This is a genomic window from Pseudomonas sp. WS 5532 (genome assembly GCF_012985445.1).
Taxonomy (GTDB): Bacteria; Pseudomonadota; Gammaproteobacteria; order Pseudomonadales; family Pseudomonadaceae; genus Aquipseudomonas; species Aquipseudomonas edaphica.
The window spans coordinates 73,493-91,825 of sequence record NZ_JAAQWK010000017.1; the positions used below are offsets into that span (position 1 = coordinate 73,493).

Below are 18,333 nucleotides of genomic sequence, written 5' to 3' on the forward strand. Positions count from 1 at the left end.
ATCGGGCAAGGATGAGAGTAATTTTTATTTGCATGACTTTATTGCAATGAGCCGGTTCGCTTTTTTGCGTAGTCCTTCGGGATAGTTTTTCGCGGTTTTTACCCGTCCTGCGTCATCCCATTCTGATTTTTCCAACCATTCGTCCAGCGGCTTTTTCCTGCAGCAGACTCCGACGCCTTGCCATTTTTTGCCGAGACGTCACGGATGACCAACGCCGCCCACATCGCCTTTATCGAACATGAGCTCAACGGCTTTCATCGGAGCCTGGCGGAGTATCGCCAGCAGATGGACGCCTGGTATGCGCGGGCGTTGGATACGCTCAGCCATGCTGCCGACATGCCGTCGCTGTTGGGGATGGACCGTGTGCTGCGGGTTGGCGATGCGCAACAGTCCGTGAGTATTACTGACATGGGATTTTCCACCGTGGCCCTGTGCCCGGCGGGCGGCGAGCTTAAAATCCAGAGCTTGTTCGAATCAGTGTATGACGTGCCGATCGGCGATATCCCGGTGGAGGTTGTCGGGCTGGATGACGGCAGTTCCACGCTTGTCATGCTCGATGAACATGGCAAGGGTTCGCATTTTTGCGCCGCTGGTGGGCGCTATCAGGTGCGGGTGCAGGGCGGCGTTTCTGCGCAGCAAGTGGACGCGCTGTTTGCCTCTTACGCAGGGCTGACGGCCGACCTGGAGCACTGGCTGCGCGAGCAGTGGAAGGATTTCAAACCCTATTGGCAGCAATCGACCGCCAGCGCGATTGGCAGCGGCGTGCTGGCGGGCAGTTGGGCGGCAATCCGCGATGTATGGGACAGCATCAAGCTGGTGCAGGCGATTCTTGAAGACCCGCTGAAATTTGCTGAGCAACTCGGCGCCGAGGCCGCCAGGTTGGCGCAGTTGGCCACCGATGCGCCCAAGGTCATGGAACAGGCCATGTTATTGGCCAGCGACGAGGCCGCGCTGTACCTGATCCTGCGCACCGCGATGCTCTGGCTGGACGCACTGCCACCCGGCGAAATCGCGGAAACGGCGGCAGGGTTTGTAGTGTCGCTGCTGATTGATCTGGTGATCGGCGCAGTACTGACCATCGCGTTGCCGGCGGCGGGCGTGGCTTATCTCGGCTTGCGGCTGGCCAAGTACGGCGCGCGGGTGCTGGATGCCGCTGTGGGTTTTGTCAGGAGCCTGCTCGGGATGCTGACCAAATTCATGCAGGCGGTGGACCGTTACAAGGCGGTGGCGGTTCGCGGAGTGGTTGGCGGGTTGAAGCAAGGCACGCTGCAGATGCGCTGGCGGGCGCGGCAAAACGCGGTGGTTAAGCAAAAAGAACACGTTGATGACGTGCCTGCTTCGGGCAAGAACCTTAATGGCGATGCGGCGGCTGCGGCCGACAGAACCGTTACCAACGGCTGCCCGGTGTCCATGGTCACCGGCGAGGAATTGCTGACCCTCACCGATGGCACGTTGGATGGGGTCTTGCCGTTTGAATGGACACGGCTGTATCGCACCAGCGCGGTGGAAGTGGATGGCGGGTTGGGGTTTGGCTGGAGTCATTCGCTGGCGCAGCGGCTTTCTGTTTCCGGCGATTCGGTGGTGTGGACGGATCATGAGAACCGCCGTACTGAGTTTGTGCTGCCCACCGCAGCTCGACCGGCGATTACCAACAGCTTGGCTGAAGCGGCGATTTATTTGGGTGAGTTGCCCGATGAATTAGTGCTGGCTCAGGCGTCGCGTTTTTATCACTTCCACAATGGCGCGCTGGTTGCCATCAGCGATGCGTATGACAACCGGTTGCGGGTTTTCCGCGATCGTTTGGGGCGGGTTGAACGGCTGGATAATGGCGTAGGCCGCTCGCTGTTTCTGCGTTATGAATTGGGCCGCATTGTGGCGGTGGACTATCAGGTTCATCGGGCCAAAGGGCATGAGCCGTTTGAATGGGTCACCGAGCAGAAAGTTGTTTCCTACGCCTATGACGAACTTGGCCGACTGGTTTCTGCGACCAATGCTGTAGGTGAAAGCGAGGTTTATCGGTACGACGAGCAGCACGTCATTCTTGAGCGTGGGTTGGCCGGTGGGGCGAGCTTCTTTTGGGAATGGGAACGGGCGGGTAAGGCCTCCCGATGTGTTCGGCACTGGGCCAGCTTTTCGCAGATGGATACGCGGTATGCCTGGGGTGACGACGGCCGTGTCACGGTGCATAACGCTGATGGCAGCCGGGAAGTGTATGTCCACAATGACCGTGCGCGGCTGGTGCAGCGCATTGATCCGGACGGCGCTGAACACTTCAAGTCTTATGACGATAAGGGCCGGCTGACAGTCGAGCAGGACCCGCTTGGGGCGGTGACGGCGTATCAGTACGACGACGCCGGGCGCTTGGTGGCGCTGTTTCCGGGGGACGATGAGCCGACGTCCTACGAGCATGACAACGGTTTCGTGCGGGTCGTAAGGCGTGGGTTTGCCGTCTGGAAATATGAGCGCAATGACCAAGGCGACGTCATTCGTAAGACCGATCCTGACGGCAATATCACGGACTACAGCTACAACAAATATGGGCAGCTGACGGGGGTTTGGTTTCCCGATAACAGTTGCCATCGGCTGGTCTGGAATGAGCGCGGGCAGTTGCTTGAGGAGCTGCTGCCTAATGGGGGTAGCAAGCGTTATCGCTATGACGATCTTGGGCGACAAGTTGCCCGCGAGGATGAACATGGCGCGCTGACCCAATATCAGTGGGACAGCGTGGGTCGGTTGATTCGTGTCGTATTGCCAGGCGGTGCAACACGCGAATACAGCTACAACGCCTACGGAAAAATCACCGCCGAACACGACGAACTTACCCACGTCACCCGCTACGAATACGCCGACGGCCTGCACCTGATCAGCCGCCGTATCAACGCCGATGGCACCCACGTCAAGTACCGCTACGACAATGCGCGCCTGCTGCTGACCTCGATCGAAAACGAGGTGGGCGAAACCTACCGACTCGCTTACCACCCCAACGGCCTGATCCAGCAGGAAATCGGCTTTGACGGCCAGCGCACGGCTTACGTGTATGACCTCAACGGCAACCTGGCGGAAAAAACCGAACACGGCGACGACGGCAGTCAGCTCGTTACCCGTTACAAGCGAGACCACGCCGGGCGCCTCGTAAGAAAAACCCTGCCAGACGGCAATGTTGTCGACTATGCCTACGACCGCCAAGGCAACCTCCTCAGCGTCGACGACGGCCACTGGGCGCTGGCCTACGAGTACGATCCACAAAACCGCCTCACCGCCGAACACCAGGGCTGGGGCACCTTGCGTTACGGCTATGATGCCTGCGGCCAACTTAAAAACCTGCGCCTCCCGGACAATAACCGGCTGGTGTTCAACCACGACAAAGGCGGCCACCTTTCCACCGTCGAACTGAACGGCAAAACCCTCACCTCCCATCTGTTCAAGACCGGCCGCGAACACCAACGCCAGCAGGGCCAGCTCCTCAGCCACTACCACTACGACGACCAAAACCGCCTGCACACCCACGCGGTCAGCCAACAGCAACACACCCTTTACCAACGCCAATACGACTACGACAAAAGCGGCAACCTCGCCCGCCTGCTCGACACCCGCAAAGGCGAACACCACTACCACTACGACCCCCTCGCCCGCCTGACCCGCGCCGACCACTCGCAAGACGTGCAGGAACGCTTCGGCCACGACCCCGCCGGCAACCTGCTCATGCAAGACCGCCCAGGTCCGGACATCGTGGCGGGGAACCGATTGATGATTCAGGGCGATCATCACTACGACTACGACGCCTTCGGCAATCTGATCCGACAGCGACGTGGCAAGGGTCATCAGCTCGTCACCGAGTACCGCTACGACTGCCAGCATCGGCTGGTGGGTATTACTCAACCAAACGGGCAAACCGCCAGCTATCGCTATGACCCGTTTGGTCGGCGGATCAGCAAAACCGTTAACGACATAACCACGGAGTTTTTCTGGCAAGGCGACAAGCTGGTAGCCGAACACCACGCGGACTGCCATCGCAGCTACCTCTATGAGCCGGACAGTTTTAGGCCGCTGGCACTGCTGGAGGGTTTTGGCCCTCAAGACACCAAACCCTTCCACTACCAACTCGACCACCTCGGCACGCCACAGGAACTGACAAACCCCGAAGGCGAAATCGTCTGGTCCGCGCACTACCGCGCCTACGGTGAAATCGCCCGCCTAGACGTCAGAAAAATCGACAACCCGTTGCGCTTCCAGGGCCAATATTTCGATGCGGAAAGCGGGCTGCACTACAACCGCCATCGCTACTACAATCCAGATATTGGTCGTTACCTGACGCCGGATCCGGTGAAGCTGGCGGGTGGGATTAACGCGTACCAGTATGTGCCCAACCCTACGGGGTGGGTGGATCCGCTGGGGCTAAATACTTGCCCTGGCGCAGGCAACTGTGATCCAGCTGTTGCAGCTAGCAGTCCACCCAAGTTCGCCAAAACAGACGAAGGAGATGTTGAACTACCCCAAACAGGGGGCGCACAACGGGCGGCCAAATACTCAGGCAACTGGAAAACGGCCGATCTAAATGAAAGTATCATCAAATTTGCGGGCTCAAACCCAGTTACTACAACGACGCACAAAGGTAAAAAAATATATAAAAACCCATCTGACGGCATTGAAATAGTAGAAGATTTAAGTGGTGGATACTTTAGAATACACGACCCTTCACTCCCGGGATCAAGACGCTATCTCAGTCTGGAAGGCATAGTACCAAACAACAAATTATCCCCTTCGGGAAAGCAAATGGGCAGAACACAGAGTGAATACAACGAAGCCACTCACTTCAACAAGAGTATAGAAAAGTGAAACTTATCTGCACGCCTTTGACTAAAGAAGCGATGATTCTATTAGACACTGACGATTGCCCAATCTCGTTATTGGCGAATTGCCCCCTGACCCATACAGAATATCAGCAGTTAATGGGATCAGGCGTTATCGACAAAATCAACAATTCGCTTGGAAAGATGATCGACGATTATGAAGACGAGAGCATCAACACCAATGAAGACCTCAAAAAATCACTATATATACTAGAAAATCATTCAATACCCGAAAACCAAGAGCTGGCAAGAAAAATAATCAAACTCAACAAACTGGCAATTGACAACAACACCGGACTGTATTTCTTCTTTTAAACCATCAAATGTATTGGCACAGGTAGTAACACAACCAAGCTGCAAACAGCGCCAGTAACAGCTTTATTTTTATGACGAACCCATTTTTATCGTAACTGCAAACGAGTACAGTGCTAAACAGACAGGGTTGATGCCGAATGTAAGAAAATCGAATCATTACCAAAACACTCACACGAAAACCGGCAATCTCTCACTCGGAAAAAACATGAAAATTGTAGTGATCGATACATTTTCCTATCTGAACGTATTGCACGTAAAATTCCATTCACCCTTCGGAGATGGCACTGCACTATGGAGCGATACTGCGCCAAAAATCGGTGAAATTATCGACGTTGAGTTTGATTTTGAGGAGGTTTTCTCATGGAATATAAACGTGAAGCCAACCGCTGAAAAATCTTCAAAAATCAAAATGGAGAACAGCCTCATCCAAATAACCGCCGAACTGGTCCAAGCTGACGAAGAAGGATGTGTAGCATTAAAGCTCGGTGATTCAATAATCCTAATTGAGTTGGACGGTCCCATACCTCAGAAATCAGGATTTGTTGAACTCAGCGCTACCGCAATTCGACTTTACCCAACACATATTTAGTCCACATAAGTCACACGCTCAAACCGGGGCCACACACCGCAGCCCCGATCCATTTTCAACTCATAACCGGCGCAGCCCCCACCTGCACCCCACGCCCACTCGCGGCCATCTCAAACAACCCCTCCACCCGCGCTTGCTCCACCGCGCTCGGCTTGATCACCAGCGCGCACACCACAAAAATCGCAGCATTCACCACCAGCCCCACAATCCCGCTGGTCAACGACCCAAGCGCTGGAATGTCATCCGGGTACAGCGTGGTCAGTACAATCGCCACCATAATCCCCGCCAACATGCCGGCAATCGCGCCCTGTTTGTTGCCACGTCGACTGAAAATGCCGAAGAACAGCGGTACGGCCAGTTGAATGATGCCTTGGTAGGAGATCTGCGCCAGTAATTGCAGGCGCGAATAATCAAAGGTCAGGTAGGCCAGCACCGAGGCGGCGACGATAAACACCACCATGCCGGCCTTGGCCAGTAAGGTGAGCTGGCGGTCGGTGCGTGGGGTGTTCCAGGTGGCCAGGTCGTTGGCGAACTGGGTGCCGCAGACTTGTACGCAGCCGTCGACGTGGCCGATGCTGGCGGCCAGTACGATGACGATGGCCAGCGCCAGCAGCCATGGCCCGCCAATGTCGAACAGCGAGAGGAACCAGCCTTGTTGCGGATGGGCCAGCACGTTGGGGTCCTGGCTGATGGCGGCAGCAAACAGCATGAGGATGCCGTAGAACCCGCCCACCAACAGCATGGTGTACAGCGTGCCCTTTTTTACCGAGCGCACGCCGCTGGCGGTGTAGATGCGCTGGAAGCTCATCGGCCAGCACATCGAGCCGATCACGCCGGTGAAGATCAGGCTGAACATGTACATCGGGCCATAACCGGTGCCGGCGGCGCCGGGAATTTGCAGCATTTTTTCCGGTAATTGCGAGAGGTTGGAAAACGCTGCCTGATCGCCGAACAGCAGGAACACGCAGACCCCGGCGCACACCACGTAGGCGATCAGGCCCTGGAACATGTCGGTCATGATCAACCCGCGCATGCCCATGCTCACGGTCCAGTATTGGCGGATCAGTACCACCGCCACGCCTGCAAACAGGCAGGTGGTGACGCCCCAACGGCCGAAGCTGGCGAACTGGAACAGCATCGCCAGGGCCTGGATGCCCATCACCACCCATGGAAACACCGAGATGATGCCGATAGTTGAGGCCACCCGTTTTACCGCCGGGCTGTCGAAGCGCATGCCCAGCAGGTCCGGCTGGGTGCGCAGGTTGAAGCGTTTGCCCCAGGTCCAGGCGCGGCTGGCCATCAGGTACATCGCGGTCACGCCCAGGGTCGCATAGACCATGCCGTAGAAACCCAGGGCGCCGCCCACGCTCAGGGCAAAAAACGCGGTAAAGGTCGAGCCCGGCCACCAGGAGTTGGTGTAGCACATGGCGATATACCACGGCCCGTAAGAGCGCCCGCCAACGGCGTAGTCGGAAAAACTGGTGCTTTCGCGGTTGGTGGCATAGAGCACGGCGATCATCCCGGCCAGGAACAGGCCGATCACACCGAAGGTAATGAACAAGTGGGCATCGCTGCTGGTGCTGATCATCACACGCCCTCCTCGTCAGGAATGTCACCGGCCTTGAGCTCGGCCAGATACAACCCCCACACCCCTAGCGCGGCGAGTACGGCAATGGCGATCCAATAGAAAATCGGCAGCGGGATGCCTACCACCAAGGCGCGGCTGCCACTCACGCTCAAGTAAAACGGCGGGAATAACGCCAGCATCAACAACAGGAAAAAGTAGGCGCCAAAGATCTGGTTTCTCAGGCGTGCGGGTGACGCGCTTGCGGGTTTCATGATGGAGGGTGCTCCTTGAATTTCTGGATCGGTTTGTTGTGTGATCAATCAAAAAATCAAGCAGTGAAACGTCAGCGCAAACCAGCGCCAAAGGAGCTACAGGGTGACGCGTCGTTATTGTGCTGGCGCAGGCTCAGGCCTGTCTTAGCCAGGTTTCCCATTGCGAATCATTGATCACGCTACGTGCGCGCATGTGCTTCCAGGCACCGTATTTGTAGAAGTCGAAATCCAACTGCGACACCGCGTGCTGGACCATCGCCCAGGTCGACCATTTGATGTCGGCCAGGGCCTTGTGCAACTTGATCCGCGCCAGCCGTTGCGGGGTGACCTGGCCGAAATAATCTTCGATCAGCGCCAGTTCCATTTCGTCGGTGAAGAACATCTCGCCAAACCACAGCGCCAGCTCGTAATGACGGTCGTTATTGGAGGCGTACTCAAAGTCCACCAGGCGAATCTGGCGGCGGTCATTGAGCATGAAATTACCCGCCAGCGTGTCGTTCATGCACGGCGCCAAGTCGATGCCCGACGCTTGCAACGCGCCACGCGCCCGGTCACATTGGCGACGCAGCCAGGCATCATCGCTGGGCGTGCAGCCCTGCAGTTCTTCGACCTGGCGCTGATGCTCGGCAATCATGTCGAACACGGTTTTGGTCTGGCACAGCGGCGACTGGTCGTTGAACGCTTTCAGCGCATGCAGGGCGTTATGGCGCACATCGCGGTCGAGAAAGTCCTGATTCGAAGAGGCTCGCCAGCCTTCCATAAACTCGAAAACTTCAACGCCAAACTCTTCGAGGAAGGCAAACACCGGCGCACCATAGCCGGTTTGCGCGGCCTTGACGCTGGCGTCATGGGCGGTGCGTCGGTCGATAAACATCTCGGTGCCGGCGCCGGGCACTTTGAAGAAGTAGGCGGTGTTGAGCCCGCTGACCTCGACCCGCCAGTTGCTGTTGGAGATCCCGCCGCTGACCGGCTCGTAACGAATGCCCGAACCACTCCAATCGCGCACGCCGCGCACTGCCGCCTCCAATTGGCATTCTTGAGGCGTACAGGCCTCACCCATTGCTTTCATGCCTGCCCCTCCTGTACCTGCCGTAACCAACTTTCAAATCGCGGGTCTTGCAAGCTCTGCCGGCAGCGCAGCAAGGTCCACTGCCCCACCTTGGAGAACTCCAGGGGCCGCGTTGAGGTCGCGCCGACCCACAAGCCCCACAGCGTCCAGTACCAATCATTGATCAGCGCATAGAGGCGGCAGCGGGCGTAATCGCACTCGCGACACTCACCGGCCCAGGCCTTGATGCCGTCACGCCACTGGCTTTCAAAGGCATACAACTCGTTTAGGCTGACGGCCACGTCGTACCACGGGTCAAAGCAACCAGCGTAGTCGAAGTCGATCAATTGCAACGCGCCGCCGGGGCCGATCATCACATTGCTCGCCAGCCCGTCGCCGTGCAAGGGCACGCAGGTGCCAGGGCTCAATTGCAGCGCGGTCCAGGCCAGATCGATGCAGGTTTCAATCCACCCATGATCAGCGGGCAGGCCCACGCCGTCACGGCTGCACAGCTCACGCAGGTGCTGGATATCCTGCAACGGCGAACGGTTGAAGCCTGGTGAGGTGCCGACGTGCAACTGCCGCTTCAAGGCCCACAGCGCTTGCAGGCGCTGGGGTTGCAGTAACTCATCGAGCCGCGCCCAACGCCACTCGTGGGCCGGCAAGGCATCCAGCAGCAGCACGCCGGCGGCCACATCCACCAGGCGCACGCCAGGGGTCACGTCACAGTCAGCCGCCAGTTGGGTGGCGCGGCCGGTGCGCTCGATGTAGATCAGCGCACGCATATCGTCGTGCAGCACTTTGGCGTAGCACTGGCCCCAGGGCGCCGTGAGGTGAAAGCCGGTCCACTCGGTGGCCAGGCGTATCGGCGAGGCGATACCGGCAGTGCCGTCCGAGACCTCGACATGGGCAGACAGGCCGGCGGACTCCAGGGCGCCCATCAGGCGCGACAGTGCGTAGGAACAGTTGGACATGGCGTCCCTCACCGGTAAGCGTTGGGGGAAGTACAGGCGCAATGCAGCAGCGCGGTCAGCATCTGCAGGCCGGTGCGCATGTCGCGGTCATGGGTGAGTTCCGCCTCGTTATGGGACACGCCGTTGCTGCTCGGAATGAACAACAGGCATGCCGGGTAATGTCGGCCGAGGCTGATGGCGTCGTGGCCGGAAACCGTGACAGTGTTGCCGACCGCCAGCCCCAGTTGTTGACCGACGCCGTAGGCCAATTCGGCAAAACCATGGTGTAACGCGATGGGCGCACGCAGGGCGCGGCTTTCGACTTCGTATGTGGTGGCGGTCGATGCAGCGACGGCCTTGAGGCTGGCATCCAGCCGATAACCGGCAACCGCCAGCAATGCCGTGTCCGGCGAGCGGTACTCCACATGCAAGGTGACGCGCGAGGGCACCACGTTCGGCGAGTTGGGGTAAATTTCCAGGCGCCCTACCGAGCTGTGAAACTGCAGCCCGTGCACGTCCGCTTCGGCGCGCACGGTGGTTATCGCATGCGCTGCCGCGAGCAAGGCATCTTTGCGGGCGGCCATCGGGGTTGGACCGGTGTGGTTCTGTTCGCCGTCGAAACGGATACGCTGCTTGAGCGCCGCCCAGGTTTCACGCACTACGCCGATGTCCAGGCCTTGGCTTTCCAGACCGTCGCTTTGTTCAACGTGGATTTCCACATAACCGGCCACATCCAGTTCAACCAGGCGGTCCCCCAGATAGCCGATCGCTTGCAGCGCATCCTTGAGGCGAATGCCGTCGCCATCGCGGCATTCCCAGGCTTCGTGCAGGGCCAGGTCGCCGGTAAACACGCTGCTGCCGATCAGGCTGGGTTGAAAGCGCGCGCCTTCTTCGTTGGTCCAGTTCACCACCGCCAGGTTGCACGCCGGGGTTTCGCCGCGCTCGTGCAGTTGTCGCGCCAGGCTGGCGATGGCGACTGCGCCAGCCAACACCCCATAGATACCGTCGAAACGCCCCGCGCTGGGCTGGCTGTCCAAGTGCGAGCCGCACAGCACATAGGGGGCGTCCGGGTTGAAGGTGATCAGCCCGAACAGATTGCCGATGGCGTCTACGCGCACGTCGAAACCGCGCTCACGCAGCCACGCGCTGAACAGGTCGCGCACCGCACCGTCTTCGGCCGATGCGGCCAGGCGGTGCAAACCACCTGCCGGTGTCGCACCGATGGCTGAGCTGTCGCGAAACAGCGTCTCGAAGGCCTCGACGTCCGCCTCACTGGGAGACAGCCACTCAGGGGTAAAGGATGTCGACATGGGCGTGCTCCAGGCAGGTCGCAAACTCCGCGGACGGAGGGCGATTGGTGACCAAAGTGGTGATGGCGCTGAACGGCAGTGTGTTGATGAACGTGCGATGGCCGAACTTGGCGTCGTCCGCGAGGATGACGCTGCGCAGGCAGTGTTGGGTCAGGGTGCGGCGCAGCAGCGCCTCGGGCTCCTGGTAGTCCATGAAGCCCAGCTGCAAGTCCACCGCGCCGATGCCCATGAAGGCGATGTCGTAGTGAAACTGCCGGACGAATTCCAGGGTGTGTGCGCCGATCAGCGCATTGTCATTACGGCGCACATCGCCGGGCACCACCAGCACCTGGTTGCTGCTTTGCTGGGTGATCAACTGCGCGATGTCCAGCGAGTTGGTGATGATCCGCAACTGGCTGAAACCAATCAATTGCTGGGCCAGGGCCAGGGTCGAGGTGCCGGTATCGAGAAACAGCACCATGCCCTCGCTGACCAGTTTGGCACCACAGACTGCCATGCGGGTCTTGGCCTGGGCCTTGATGCGGGTGCGCACTTGCAGCGGTTGTTCTTCGTTCAGCCTGGGCAAGATCGCGCCGCCATGGATGCGACGCAACTTGCCGGCCTCCTCCAGGTATTTGAAGTCGCGGCGAATGGTTTCTTCGCTGACGAACAGCGCTTGCGCCAGGTCCGACGCCTTGACGCGCTGATGTTGGGTGAGCATGAGCATGATTTCGTCGAGACGCGGCTGATTGAGCATAAAGGATGCATTCCAAGGCAAATTCGAGCCGTCAGTATCGCGCGCTTTGCGCCCACCACGGTACGCGGCATGCACCGGTCCGGCGGGGGGCAAAGGACGACTGACGGCGATTGATCGGGTCACGTTTACCTCTCACTCATCGGGGTGTGAAAGGGCAGAAACACTACAAAAGGATCTGTCCAGGGCAGGCCTCTAACGAGCCGGCTCCACGGGGCAATCAGGCACTACAACAACAGCGGCGGCAGGTGCTGGTCCCAAGGCGCAATGGCTTCTACTGCGGCGCAGAACTGCAACACCTGGGCGTCGGCAAAGCGCGGGCCGACCACTTGCAAACCAATCGGCAAGCCGCTCGGGCTGAAGCCGCAAGGCAGGCTCGCAGCGGGGTTGCCGGTGATATTGAACGGGTAGGTAAAGGGCGTCCAACGTGCCCAGGGCACCGCGCCGTCCGCGCCCGGCCAGCCTTCGGGCGCGACCTGGTCGGCGGCGAACGGCAGGGTTGGCAGGGTGGGCAGCAGCAACACGTCATAGTCGTTGAACAGCGCGTGCACCTGGTTGGCGAAGTGCGCCCGTTGTTGCACGGCCTTGAGGTAGTCACCGAGGTCGTAATCGCCCGCGCGCTGGATCAGCGCGGCAAAGCCTGGGTCCAGTTGGTCGAGGCGATCCGCCAGGGCTTTGCCGTAGGCAATGCCGCGTCCGCCGACCCACAAGGTTTCGAATGTGGCGAGTGGGTCCTGCCAGTCCAGCGTCAAGGTGGTCACGGTGACCGGCAAGCGTTCCGCCAGGTTGTACACGGCGGCTTCGACGCTAGCGGCAATGATCGGGTCGACCGGGGTGTTGAACAATGTCGGGCAATACGCCACCCGCAGCGGCCCCAGTGGCTGGTCGCAGCGCGCAAGGCAGGATTCGGTCAATGCGGGCAAGGCCTGATGATCCAACGGATCCGGCCCGGAAAGGATGTCGAACAACAAAGCGCTGTCGCGCACCGTGCGCGTGATCGGCCCGGCATGGCTGAGCATTTCGGTGGCCGACCAAGGCCAGGTCGGAATGCGGCCCAGTGAACCTTTCATGGCAAACGCCCCGCAGAACGCGGCCGGAATGCGCACCGACCCACCGCCATCGGAACCCAGCGTGCCCGGCACCAAACGGGCCGCCACGGCAATCGCCGAGCCGGAGCTGGAACCACCGCTGGTGAGCTGTGGGTTCCAGGGATTGCGCCCGTTGCCGAACACACGCGAGGTACTGGCGCCGGTCCAGCCGAATTCAGTGGTGGCGGTTTTGCCGAGGATGATTGCACCGGCGTCCTTGAGGCGGCGAATGATCGGCGCATCCTGGCTGGGCACATGCTCAAGGCCGGTCAACGAGCCTCGGGTGGTGCGCAGGCCGGCGGTGGAAAACAGGTCTTTGATCCCAAAGGGCACGCCATGCAGCGGGCCACGCAACTGCCCTGCCCTGGCCTCTTCGGTCAGCACTTGCGCTTGCGCCAATGCCGAGTCGGCGTACACGTCGCCAAACGCATTGAGTGTGGGATTGTGGGTTTCGATTGCGTGCAGGCTTTGCTCGACCAGGTGTACCGCAGACAGCGTGCCCGCGCGAATGGCCTCGGCAGCGTCGATCACAGTGGGCATCAAGAGGTCTGTGTTCATTGAGTATCCTGGGCCGTCTGCACATGAGTCCGGTGGGTACGTCAATAAACGCTCGCGCCTGGGGGCGTGTCAAGTGGGTTTTGTTGGCTATGTGGTTTTTGTGTGCTTTGTTATCAGTTCCACGCCACGATCAATAAACCCGCGCCCAATACCAGGCACAAGGGTGAATAAAAATAGGTGTCCAAACGGGCAAATCGTGACCCGCTCACTTTCTTGAAAAAACCCACCAGTTCCGAATCGCCAATCGCCCTGGCGAACATCACCAAGGCAATCGCACTGATGCCCCATTGCAGCGCGCCGTGGGACACCGGCGAAAAGTACAACCCGGCCCGCAGGCACACCAGCAAGGCAATCGCCACCAAGCCCATCGCCACCAGAAACGTGCCCAGTGCCGACGGTTTGAACGCCGGCCGTGGCCCCTGGGCGAACTCGCCGGGCAATTCGGGGATGGCGGCCAGGCTGCCGAGCTTGCCGCCGGCGGCCCAGTACAGATGCACCATGCTGATGCAGGTAAAAATCGCGACGATCCAGCGTGCGACGAAAAAGCTCATGGCAGGCGCTCCCTTAAATGTGCGAATGAGGATAGTCGGCCTGAGATTTTTTGTAGGCATTTCGTCGGCGGCTGATGGTAAAGTGCCGCCCCATGAAAATCGCCCGTGCCGACCGCTCACTCATTGCCTGGATGCTGTATTGCTGCGTCCTGTTCAATGTGTTCGCGTGCAGTATTGGACATGGGCAGATGCTGGGCATGCAGCTCAACGGCATCGGCGGCCAGTTTTGTACGGTAGACCCGCGCACCCAGGCGCCGGCACAGAACAACTCCACCGACGAGAACCTGCCGACGCTGTCCAAGGCGTTCGGTTGCCCGTTGTGTTCGACCGGCGGCATGGGCCCGGCACTCAGTTCCAGCCTCAATGTGGCGGTGTTGCCCCAACCGCACGCGCCGCCGCCAGCGGTGGTGCTTGCCGCTGATATTCCTGCCCGCTTCACCTGGCCCACGGCCAACCCGCGTGCGCCTCCCGTTTTCGCCTGATCCCTGCGCTTTCTGATCTGCATCGACCACCGCTCCCTTTAGGACTGCGGAGGACTGTGCGTTGTTTTCAAGCCAAGATTTTCAGGATTCAACCATGAAACATTTACCCTTGTTGGCGGGCCTGTTCGGCTGCCTGCCTGTCTGTGGCTGGGCGCTCGAGCTGGCCCCCACCACCATTGATGGCGAACAAACCAGCGAACCGGGCCTGGCCCTGGACCAATCCAGCGGCACGGCGTCACGCCTGGGTTTAAGCGTGCGCGAAACCCCGGCGTCGGTGGCCATTGCCAACCGCAACGACATTGAGCGCCATGGCGCAAAAACCTTCCGCGATGCGGCCAACACCTTGCCCGGCGTCAACGCCAGTGCGCCGCCGGGGTTTGGCGGGTTTGTGTCCTATCGTGGTTTTACCAGCAGCCAGATCACCCAGATGTTCAACGGCATCAACGTCGCCACCGGCCTGGCGCGGCCGGTGGATGCGTGGATCTATGACCGGGTTGAGCTGGTCGGCGGCCCCTCCTCCCTGATCAACGGCGCCGGCTCAGTGGGTGGCTCGCTGAACTACGTGACCAAGCTTGCCACACGCGAGGAACAAGCCGCCGAAGGCCAGCTCACCTATGGCAGCTACGACACTGCCGGCATGGCCTTTGGCCTCAACCATGCCCTGACCGAACCCGGCGCCGAGGTGCAGCACTACGCGCGCCTGGATGTCAGCCGCAACACCAACCACAGTTACATCGACCGCGACCAGCGCGATGCCTGGAGCCTGGCGTTCTCCTTGCTCAGTGACCTCACCCCCAACCTGTCCCACACCCTGGCCCTGGAATACCAGGATGAACATGAGGACAGCCCGTACTGGGGCACGCCGGTGCTCAATCCCAAGGCGGGTGAGTTGAAAGTCGACAAGCACAACCGCTTCAACAACTACAACGTCGCCGATGGTCGTTACGAGCAACGCACGATCTGGATGCGTTCGATCATCGACTACCGGATCAACGACAGCACCACACTGAAAAACACCCTGTATCACCTGGACAGCCAGCGTGACTACCGCAACCTGGAAACCTACCAGTACAACGCCGACAACAGCGCGGTGAACCGCTCGACCGCCTACCAGGTACGCCATCAGGGCGAACAGCACGGCAACCAGTTCGAGCTGCGCCATGACGACAGCGTGTTCGGCCTGTCAACCACCTGGTCCGGCGGCTTCGAGTACAAGGTCAACAGCACCACCAACAACCCGCTGAATGTGCCAGGTAACAGCACGGTGGACCCGAACGCCTACAACCCCGGGCACTTCTACGATATTCCGGGCACCAAGCCAGGTTTTATCAAAGACAAGACCAACGAGGTCACCACCAAAGCCTTGTTTGTGGAAAACCGCTTGGGCCTCACTGATAAACTCTCGCTGCTCACAGGACTGCGTTACGACGCCATCGACCTGGATGTGACTAACCATCGCGTGATCACCGCCACCAACCCACGCCACTTCAAGCGCAGTTGGGAGCCGGTCACCGGCCGCGTAGGCCTGACGTATCAGTTCATCCCATCGGCCAATGTGTATGTGCAATACAGCACCGCAGCGGAGCAACCTTCCACCACCACTCAAGTGTTCGACGTGTCGACCGGCAAACAGTGGGAAGTCGGCAGCAAGTTCGACTACCTCGACGGTCGCGGTTCGGCCACCGTCGCCGCCTACAGGATCGAGCGCAAGGACTTTGCCGTCACCGACCCGCTGGACCCGAACAACAGCATTCCGGTGGGTGCGCAGACCTCCAAGGGCATCGAGTTGGCCAGTTCGTTACGCATCACGCCACGGCTGCTGGCCGAAGGCAACTTTGCCTGGGTGGACGCCGAGTACGATGACTTCAACGAGAAAATCGCCAGCGGCGCAGTGGTATCGCGCAAGGGCAATACGCCCACCAACGTGCCCAAGCGCGTGGGCAACGTATGGCTGACGTATGACGTTGCCGAGGACTGGCAAGGCGGTGTGGATGCGCGGTATGTGGCCCAGGTGTATGCCGATAATGCCAATACCCAGACGGTCCCGGCCTACACGCTATTCGGCACGTTCCTGCGTTACAAAGTGGATTCACATACCTCGGTGACCGGGCGGGTACGTAACCTGACTAATGAGGTGTATGCAGAGTTTGCGCATGTGTCGCCGGCTTACTATTTGGGCGCGCCACGGACGTTTGAGTTGGCGGTACAAACCCGATTCTAAACCTGGAATAGAGAACCAAATGTGGGAGCCGGGCTTGCCCGCGATGGCGGTGTGTCAGTCCTGTATAAGTTGACTGTCACGCCGCCATCGCGGGCAAGCCCGGCTCCCACATTGGAGGTTACTTCAGGCTCGCCTCAACCTTCTGCGCCACCTGCGGCGTCAACCACGCCTTCCACACTTCAGGATGCTCCTTGAGGAACACTTGCGCCACTTCACGCGGCGCCGTGTGATTTTCGCTCATCGCCGCCAAGGCTTTATTCAATGGTTCAATCGGAAACTGCACCTTGGTAAAGAACTCGGCAATCTGCGGTTGCGCTTGCTGGAACGGTGTCGACACACCAATGCTCAGCTTGGACGCCAACGAGCGCGTCGGCCGTGGGTTGGGGTTGTCTGCATCGGTCAGGGTCTTCCAGGCATCGGCGTCAAATGGCGGTTCTTCCAGCTGGATCAGCTTGTAACGGCCCATCAAGGGCGTTGGCGACCAGTAGTAGAACAGCACCGGCTTGCCACGACGGATCGACGACGCGATCTCCGCATCCAGCGCCGCACCCGAGCCGCTGCGAAAGTTCACATAGCTGTCGTTCAGGCCATACGCCTTGAGCTTCTGCGCGTTGACCACTTCCGAGGTCCAGCCGATCGGGCTGTTAAGAAAACGCCCCTTGCCGGGCGACTCCGGGTCTTTGAACACGTCCTTGTAACGCGCCAGGTCCTGCACGGTCTTGAGGTCCGGCGCCAGCGGCTTGAGGCCTTTGGCCGGGTCGCCCTTGACCACGTATTCCGGCACCCACCAACCTTCGGTGGCGCCTTTGACCGTATCGCCCAGGCCGATGACTTTGCCTTCGGCTTCGGCCTTGATCCACACCGGGCTGCGGCCGGCCCATTCTTCGCCGATCACCTGGATATCGTTTTTCGCCAGGGCGGTTTCCAGCGTAATGGTGGTACCGGGCAACGTATCAGTGGGCAGGTCATAGCCCTTTTCGACAATAAAGCGCAGCACTTCGGTGATCAGGCTACCGCTTTCCCAGTTCAGGTCGGCAAAGTGCACCGGCGTTTGCGCAGCCGATACCGGCAACGACAGACTCATGGTCGTCAACGCCGCAGCCGCAGCCGCAACCACCAGGGTTCTCAATCCTTTCATGCCTTTGCACCTCGCATTTTCACAGCCATAGCGGGCGGCTTTGCTGCGGATGCGCGAAGCCTCTGAATAGTTAAGTCAACTCAACTGTAGTAGAGGTTCCGGAGGAGCAAGAATACACGTGGCGTTTAGCAGTTACTCACTGGCCTTGAACGTCACCAGTTCACCCTTGCGCCACTTGGCGGCCTTGCCGGTCACGGCCTTGAGGGTTTTGGTCAAGCCTTCCTGCAATTGTTCATTGGCGGCAAACACCAGCATCACGCTGTGGCCTTCCTTGAACACGATGCCCTGGCCTTCGGTCGACGAAACAAAGGCGTAATCGCCCAAGCCATACACCGTCAACTTGATGTCGCGAAACTTCAGTTCGAACTTGCCGCCTTCACGGCTCGGCAACACGGCGGCACGAAAATGGTCGCCGACCTTGAGTTCCAGGCGCGGTTTGTCATCCACGACCAGCGCCGATTCAGTATCGATCTCGGCGATGTAAATGCCTTCCGGCGTCTGTTCAGTGATGTAAACGAAACGGGATTGAAACTGCTTGACCAACTTTGCGCGCAAATCACCCAGCACGAATAACGCGTGCATATCCAGATTACTGACTGCCAAGGAAACGCCCCCACATCAAAAAAGGCGCTGACCGCCAGAGCGGACAGCACAAAAA

General features: G+C 59.5%; 15 protein-coding genes. 5 read left to right on the plus strand and 10 right to left on the minus strand.

Features of this window, described 5'->3' with window-relative positions:
- Positions 1-204 precede the first annotated feature (204 nt).
- The 3 genes from HBO23_RS24870 to HBO23_RS24880 all read left to right on the plus strand — a co-directional run bounded on the left by HBO23_RS24870 (position 205) and on the right by HBO23_RS24880 (position 5,754).
- Positions 205-4,836 (plus strand): RHS repeat-associated core domain-containing protein, encoded by a 4,632-nt coding sequence (locus HBO23_RS24870; RefSeq protein WP_170040096.1) that lies wholly within the window; start codon positions 205-207, stop codon positions 4,834-4,836.
- Positions 4,833-5,165 carry a hypothetical protein gene (locus HBO23_RS24875; RefSeq protein ID WP_170040098.1) on the plus strand — a complete coding sequence of 111 codons (333 nt, stop codon included), beginning with the start codon at positions 4,833-4,835 and terminating at the stop codon, positions 5,163-5,165. Before HBO23_RS24870 ends, HBO23_RS24875 begins: the two co-directional genes overlap by 4 nt.
- Positions 5,166-5,370: 205 nt before the next feature.
- On the plus strand, positions 5,371-5,754 hold the full coding sequence (locus HBO23_RS24880; RefSeq protein ID WP_170040100.1) for a hypothetical protein: 384 nt from the start codon (positions 5,371-5,373) through the stop codon (positions 5,752-5,754).
- 55 nt (positions 5,755-5,809) lie between these two features.
- On the opposite strand, the gene HBO23_RS24885 is transcribed toward HBO23_RS24880, so the two are convergent.
- The 8 genes from HBO23_RS24885 to HBO23_RS24920 all read right to left on the minus strand — a co-directional run bounded on the left by HBO23_RS24885 (position 5,810) and on the right by HBO23_RS24920 (position 13,834).
- The gene (locus tag HBO23_RS24885; protein ID WP_170040102.1) at positions 5,810-7,342 is read right to left on the minus strand and encodes a sodium:solute symporter family protein; all 1,533 of its coding nucleotides are present in this window, start codon (positions 7,340-7,342) and stop codon (positions 5,810-5,812) included.
- The gene (locus HBO23_RS24890) at positions 7,342-7,593 is read right to left on the minus strand and encodes a hypothetical protein (RefSeq protein WP_017134608.1); all 252 of its coding nucleotides are present in this window, start codon (positions 7,591-7,593) and stop codon (positions 7,342-7,344) included. Before HBO23_RS24890 ends, HBO23_RS24885 begins: the two co-directional genes overlap by 1 nt.
- A 133-nt stretch (positions 7,594-7,726) precedes the next feature.
- Entirely contained in the window at positions 7,727-8,662 is a 936-nt protein-coding gene (locus HBO23_RS24895; RefSeq protein WP_099550118.1) for a choline kinase family protein, read from the minus strand.
- Entirely contained in the window at positions 8,659-9,615 is a 957-nt protein-coding gene (locus HBO23_RS24900; RefSeq protein ID WP_170040104.1) for an aminoglycoside phosphotransferase family protein, read from the minus strand. The genes HBO23_RS24895 and HBO23_RS24900 overlap by 4 nt, the downstream gene beginning before the upstream one ends.
- 8 nt (positions 9,616-9,623) lie before the next feature.
- On the minus strand, positions 9,624-10,904 hold the full coding sequence (locus tag HBO23_RS24905; protein WP_170040106.1) for a M20 family metallo-hydrolase: 1,281 nt from the start codon (positions 10,902-10,904) through the stop codon (positions 9,624-9,626).
- A complete protein-coding gene (locus tag HBO23_RS24910; protein ID WP_138452364.1) occupies positions 10,882-11,640 on the minus strand; it encodes a DeoR/GlpR family DNA-binding transcription regulator in 759 nt (252 codons plus the stop codon). The genes HBO23_RS24905 and HBO23_RS24910 overlap by 23 nt, the downstream gene beginning before the upstream one ends.
- A 224-nt stretch (positions 11,641-11,864) precedes the next feature.
- On the minus strand, positions 11,865-13,265 hold the full coding sequence (locus tag HBO23_RS24915; protein ID WP_170040151.1) for an amidase family protein: 1,401 nt from the start codon (positions 13,263-13,265) through the stop codon (positions 11,865-11,867).
- Between the two features lie 131 nt (positions 13,266-13,396).
- Positions 13,397-13,834: a DUF3995 domain-containing protein gene (locus tag HBO23_RS24920; RefSeq protein WP_017134614.1), complete on the minus strand. Its 438-nt coding sequence runs from the start codon at positions 13,832-13,834 to the stop codon at positions 13,397-13,399.
- Positions 13,835-13,926: 92 nt separating this feature from the next.
- On the opposite strand from HBO23_RS24920, the gene HBO23_RS24925 reads away from it, so the two are divergent.
- Positions 13,927-14,316, plus strand: a complete 390-nt coding sequence (locus HBO23_RS24925) for a DUF2946 domain-containing protein (protein ID WP_017134615.1) — start codon at positions 13,927-13,929, stop codon at positions 14,314-14,316.
- 94 nt (positions 14,317-14,410) lie between these two features.
- Positions 14,411-16,537 (plus strand): TonB-dependent receptor, encoded by a 2,127-nt coding sequence (locus tag HBO23_RS24930; RefSeq protein ID WP_170040108.1) that lies wholly within the window; start codon positions 14,411-14,413, stop codon positions 16,535-16,537.
- Between the two features lie 118 nt (positions 16,538-16,655).
- On the opposite strand, the gene HBO23_RS24935 is transcribed toward HBO23_RS24930, so the two are convergent.
- Both HBO23_RS24935 and HBO23_RS24940 read right to left on the minus strand, forming a co-directional pair.
- On the minus strand, positions 16,656-17,675 hold the full coding sequence (locus tag HBO23_RS24935; RefSeq protein WP_170040110.1) for an ABC transporter substrate-binding protein: 1,020 nt from the start codon (positions 17,673-17,675) through the stop codon (positions 16,656-16,658).
- 132 nt (positions 17,676-17,807) lie between these two features.
- Entirely contained in the window at positions 17,808-18,257 is a 450-nt protein-coding gene (locus HBO23_RS24940) for a hypothetical protein (RefSeq protein WP_050547738.1), read from the minus strand.
- Positions 18,258-18,333: the final 76 nt, after the last annotated feature.